The sequence below is a fragment of the Candidatus Margulisiibacteriota bacterium genome, assembly GCA_028706105.1.
GTDB lineage: Bacteria > Margulisbacteria > Riflemargulisbacteria > GWF2-35-9 > DYQY01 > DYQY01.
The window spans coordinates 1-5,475 of the sequence record JAQWCF010000101.1 but is presented as its reverse complement, the minus strand read 5'-3'; the positions used below and the strand labels follow the sequence as shown (position 1 = coordinate 5,475).

The following is a 5,475-nucleotide window of genomic DNA, read 5'->3' as shown; positions in this document are numbered from 1 at the left end:
GGATAACCTTCATTTGGTTTGCCAAAAACACAGCCATAGTTTGGACTAATTCTTTGTCGTTATTATCAAAGCCACAATTACTATTAAATAATTGGAGAATACCAATAAATTCTTTATCAACAGAAATAGGGATTTGTAAAAAATTATGAACTTTATCAATGACTTCTGGAACAAAAATCCTACAATCATTTTCACAAGGCACATTAGATAAAAAAGGTTTCAATAAAATATCTTTATCTTTAATTTTGATATCTTCTTTAACAATTAAAGTTGGAGTGCTTTTATCGTTTGTCTGCCTAGCATAAACATCAGCAAGATACCCAGGTTTCATAACTACAAAACAAACAACTTCCGGATGAAACATTTTATACAAAGAATCAACAGTTAAACTATAAATATCTTCATTCTTGTAAAGTGAGTGTGCATGTAAGAAAAACTCAGTAAACATGTATCTAATTAACTGTTGGTCCTGTAGAATCTCCTCAACTTTTTCCTTTTCGACAATCAGGTTATGGACAGTTAGGTTTATTTTGTTAGCTATTGTCCTAAATGGACCAGGGTGAGGAGAAAGCACATTAAAGAATTTGCCCTCGATAAACTGGTCTAATCCTTTTAACACAATACGAGTTTGAACCTTACAATAAATAAAAATTGAAAGTAAGCTGATTGCTAATAATAAAATAATAAAATTTCCCATTATATTTGATACACTAACCTTGTTCTTTTTATCTCAATTATATCAATATAAGGTAACTGTGAGAACAGCTTGAACGGGTTTATTTGTAACTGAGGAGTATTAACCATTTTAATAAGATATTCCTTGCTACCTAAATCGATGGTACTAATAATTTTATCTGCAAATTGCCTAGTAAAAGAGTTAATTTCAGAGTTTTTACCTAGATATACTTTATAAACAGCCGCAGCCAAATGTTTGCTGAACCATTTTGAGGGATACTTTGTTTTAACTACTTTATTAAAGACTAATTTATTTTGTTGTTTATCCAATAATGTTTTTTCAATATTTTCAGTAGCTATTTCTTCGGTCAAGGTTACATGCAAATATTCATTTAGTCCTTCCATCCCTAGAGGTAAAGGCTGAATTAGATTAAGCCTCATTTTTTTATTAAAGCCTTGGGTATAAGCCACTGGAAGGTTAGCCATTCTGAACACTTTTTGCCAAAAGTTCATTAAATCCAAATGCCCAATATACTTCATTTCTCCTTTTTTTTGATAAGAGATAATATAGTAGTATTCTTTTTCCATATCTTAATAATATCTTATTCGGTCCTTATCGCACAGAGTCTTTAACATAAAGATCAAATAAATGTTTATAGTTTTTGGATTTGCTTGCTGATAAGCGGTTATTTGTCATTAACTACCCATTCCCTTTTACCCATTAACCATTTACAATTTAAATATGTCAAAAAATCTTTTTGTTGCAGCAACCGCTCAAAGTGATGGAAAAACAACAACATCTATAGGATTGTTTAATGTTTTTCGAGAAAAGAAATTCAATGTTGGATTTATCAAGCCAATAGGGCAAAGATATATCAGTGTTGATAATGAGCAAATAGATAAAGATTCTTATCTAATAGAACAAATATTTCAGTCAAATTATAATATTAAAGACATGAGTCCAATCGCCATTCCCTCTGGATATACCACCAAATATATTGAAAACCGTCATGATTTAAAAGAAGAGTTACTAGATAGATTAGACTATTCCTTTAAATGTATAGCTGAAAATAGTGATATTGTGATAGTCGAAGGAACAGGACATGCAGGAGTTGGCTCCGTGCTTGATTTAAGTAATGCAAAAGTAGCATCCTTAACTCAGTCCAAGGTAATATTAATTGCACCAGGTGGAATAGGAAATACTATTGATGAAATAATGCTCAATAAAGCTCTTTTTGATAAAGAGAATGTTGAAATTTTAGGCGTAATTATTAATAAAGTTTTAGAAGATAAATATGAAAAGACTCAAAGGCTCGTTACACAAGCACTTTCTTATCAAAACATCCCTGTCTTAGGCTTTATTCCATACAAAGAAGCGCTTTCCAGCCCCAATATGATGTTAATTCAGGAAAACCTTAAACACGCAACTTGCATTAATGAATGTTCAACCTCTTATAAAAATATTAATAAAATTGTTGTGGCAGCTATGACACCAAAAAAAGTTGTTAATTATCTCGAAAAGGGTAGTTTACTCATCGTTCCTGGTGATAGGCATAGTGTCATCGAAGCTGTTATTTCTGCTTCAGCCTGTCTTCCAGAAAAACATGTTAGAGGGATTATCTTAACTTGTGGCGTAATGCCTAGAAAAAAGACCATAGATTTAATTAAAAGCCATGACATTCCTATGATTGCAGTCCCTTATGAGACTTATGAAACATCCAAAATGGTTAGCAAAATACTGGTAAAAATTAATCATAAAGATACCTTTAAAATTGATATCGCCAAAGATCTCATAAAAAAATATGTAAATATTGACGAAATATTAGAAAGACTGTAACTGACCTATGCCTCTTTTTCTGCTAAAATCACCTCACTATGCAACAAGATTTTATTAAAGTAGTTGGGGCTAAAGAAAACAACTTAAAAGACATTTCTGTTACTATCCCTAAGAATACTGTAACTGTTATTACTGGTGTAAGTGGTTCAGGCAAAAGCTCCTTAGCCTTTGACACCATTTTTATTGAAGGACAAAGGAAATATTTAGAATCTTTATCTTCCTACGCTAGACAATTCTTTGGTCAATTCAAAAAGCCTGATGTAGAAAGAATAGAAGGATTATCTCCCTCTATTTCTATTGAACAAAAAAGTGTTTCACATAATCCCAGGAGTACAGTAGGAACATTAACGGAGATTTATGATTACCTAAGGTTACTATATTCATCTATAGCTAAACCCTTTTGCCCAGAATGTGGCAAACATATCGAAAACCAAACAATTGACCAGATTGTCACTAAGGTAAGTAGTGAGTTCCAAGGCAAAAAAAGCGTTATCATGGCTCCTCTGGTCAAAAACCAGAAAGGTGAATTCCGTAATATTATTGAGAAAGCAAGGCAAGATGGTTTTCTAAGACTGCGCATTGATGGAGCATATTTCCACCTAGATGAAGACATAGTTATAGATAAAAATAAAAAACATACAATTGATTTAGTTATAGACAGGATTGTAATTGAAGAAAGTAAATTAGCTCGAATATTTGAGTCAACCGATATAGCACTGCAAGAAGGAAATGGTTTCTGTACAATAGAGATCGACGAAAAGGATTATTACTTTAGCACACATTTTTCCTGTGCTGATTGTGGCATAAGTTTGCCGAAAATTTCACCTAGCCTTTTCTCTTTTAATAATCCACAAGGTGCTTGTCCAACCTGTAAGGGCTTAGGCGTTACTATGGACTTTACGTTAGATAGTTTCTTTTATCATAAATCAGTATCACTTAAATATTGGCTCAATTACATTGGGGGCTTTTATGTTGTAAAACCATTTACTAAAGAACTGAGAAAATATGCTAAAGATAAAGAAGTAAGTTTATTTCAACCAATAGAAAACATCCCAAGAGAGTTTCTAGAAGGAGTTTTTTATGGTGATGATGATTATTTTACTATTGGTTTAAGAGATATGTTACGTATTCGTTTTAGAGAAACCAAATCCGAATATCGTAAAAAAAATATGGAAAAAGCTATGGATCAATCACCTTGCCATGAATGTGGAGGGAAAAGGTTAAGGAAAGAAGTTTTGGCAATGAAGATTGAAGATAAAAACATCATTGATTTAACTGAATTATCTATTCGTAAGCTACTTAACTTTGTTACAAAGGCTAATCTTACACCTCGCGAGGAAGAAATAAGTAGACAAGTAATCTTAGAACTAAAGAACAGACTCTCATTTATGCTTGATATTGGACTAGATTATCTGACACTAGAAAGGGCAGCATCCACACTTAGCGGCGGAGAAGCACAAAGACTTAGGCTTGCCACACAAATGGGTTTTGGCCTATCTGGAGTGCTTTATGTTATGGATGAACCGACAATAGGATTGCATCCCAGAGATAACGATAGGCTCATCGTTGCACTTGGAAAGTTGAAAGACTTAGGAAACACTCTAATAGTAGTTGAGCATGATAGAGACATTATGCTGCATGCAGATTATTTGATAGAAATTGGACCTGAAGCAGGTAGTAATGGCGGACAATTGATGTTTGAAGGCAAACTCGATGAGTATTTAAAAACAGATAACTTGACCGCAGATTATTTGAATCACAAAAGAAATGTTGTTATTTCAGCTCATCCAGATAGACAGCCTTACGGTGAAATTGAGATTAAAGGTGCCAAAATGCATAACCTTAAGGGAATTGATATTAAAATACCTCTAGGACAATTTACCTGCGTTACTGGGGTGTCGGGAAGTGGGAAAAGCACACTAATATTCGACGTGTTCTATAAAAATATCAAGAATTTTAAATTTACTAATTTGTTTTCGTTAAAAGGTGGACCTGAAGATAATTATACAGAAATAAATGGCATGAATAATTTAGATAAGTTAATTGTTATAGATCAAAGCCCAATTGGTAGAACACCTAGAAGTAATCCAGCAACTTATATTGGATTATTCGACAAAATAAGAACAATGTTTGCTACAACTAAAGAAGCAAAAAAAAGAGGCTATAAACCCGGACGATTTTCTTTTAATGTACCAGGAGGTAGATGTGAGGCCTGCAAGGGTGATGGTAGCATGAAAATAGAAATGTTATTTTTACCAGACGTTTATGTTCCCTGTGATGTCTGTAAAGGAAAGCGTTATAATAGCCAAACTTTAGAGGTTAAATACAAAGGATACAATATTTCGGATATTCTGGAGATGCCTGTGGCAGAAGCTGTTGAAGTTTTCGTTAATGTTCCCTCGATTATGAAATACCTAAAAATGCTTTTAGAAGTTGGACTTGATTATATAAAATTAGGGCAGAGTGCTACGACCTTAAGTGGCGGTGAAGCTCAAAGGGTAAAATTAGCCTCAGAGTTAACTAAAACTGCTACGGGTAAAACTCTCTATATATTAGATGAACCAACCACTGGACTGCATTTTGCTGATGTTAATTTACTACTAAAAGTATTGCAGAAGCTTGTTGATAAAGGAAATACTGTTTTAGTTATTGAGCATCATACAGATGTAATTAATTCCGCTGATTATATTATAGATCTTGGACCTGATGGTGGCGAAAAAGGTGGGGAATTGGTTTATCAAGGTAATCTTGGGGGTATTAAGAAAGTTAAGAAATCACATACAGCTAAATACTTATAAATTAAAATTACTATCTAATTAAGACTTTGCCCCTCCTGTAATTACATTAACCCACATTTTCCTCCCACTTACGCCTCAAAACCCTTAGTGACCATTTAAATGTATTGTATTTTGAGACTAAATCCTTACCTTTATAAGGGAAGGTGCTATTCACCCGAGCTTAGC

General features: G+C 33.2%; 4 protein-coding genes. 2 read left to right on the top strand and 2 right to left on the bottom strand.

All coding sequences use genetic code 11. The features are described from left to right. Together PHF25_08560 and PHF25_08555 are read right to left on the bottom strand one after the other, a co-directional pair. A partial coding sequence (locus PHF25_08560; protein MDD4528064.1) for a GAF domain-containing protein occupies positions 1–697 on the bottom strand: 697 nt, incomplete at its 3' end. Then, on the bottom strand, positions 697–1,263 hold the full coding sequence (locus tag PHF25_08555; GenBank protein MDD4528063.1) for a TIGR03936 family radical SAM-associated protein: 567 nt from the start codon (positions 1,261–1,263) through the stop codon (positions 697–699). The genes PHF25_08560 and PHF25_08555, both read right to left, overlap by 1 nt. A 154-nt stretch (positions 1,264–1,417) precedes the next feature. Between PHF25_08555 and PHF25_08550 the strand changes: the two genes are divergently transcribed. Continuing rightward, a complete protein-coding gene (locus PHF25_08550; GenBank protein MDD4528062.1) occupies positions 1,418–2,512 on the top strand; it encodes an AAA family ATPase in 1,095 nt (364 codons plus the stop codon). 38 nt (positions 2,513–2,550) lie between these two features. Further along, positions 2,551–5,310 carry an excinuclease ABC subunit UvrA gene (gene uvrA / locus PHF25_08545; protein ID MDD4528061.1) on the top strand — a complete coding sequence of 920 codons (2,760 nt, stop codon included), beginning with the start codon at positions 2,551–2,553 and terminating at the stop codon, positions 5,308–5,310. Positions 5,311–5,475: the final 165 nt, after the last annotated feature.

Excerpts from the sequence above, each read along its gene's own strand:
- PHF25_08555 (MDD4528063.1), bottom strand. The coding sequence starts at position 1,263 with ATGGAAAAAGAATACTACTATATTATCTCTTATCAAAAAAAAGGAGAA.
- uvrA (MDD4528061.1), top strand. The coding sequence starts at position 2,551 with ATGCAACAAGATTTTATTAAAGTAGTTGGGGCTAAAGAAAACAACTTA.
- PHF25_08550 (MDD4528062.1), top strand. The coding sequence starts at position 1,418 with ATGTCAAAAAATCTTTTTGTTGCAGCAACCGCTCAAAGTGATGGAAAA.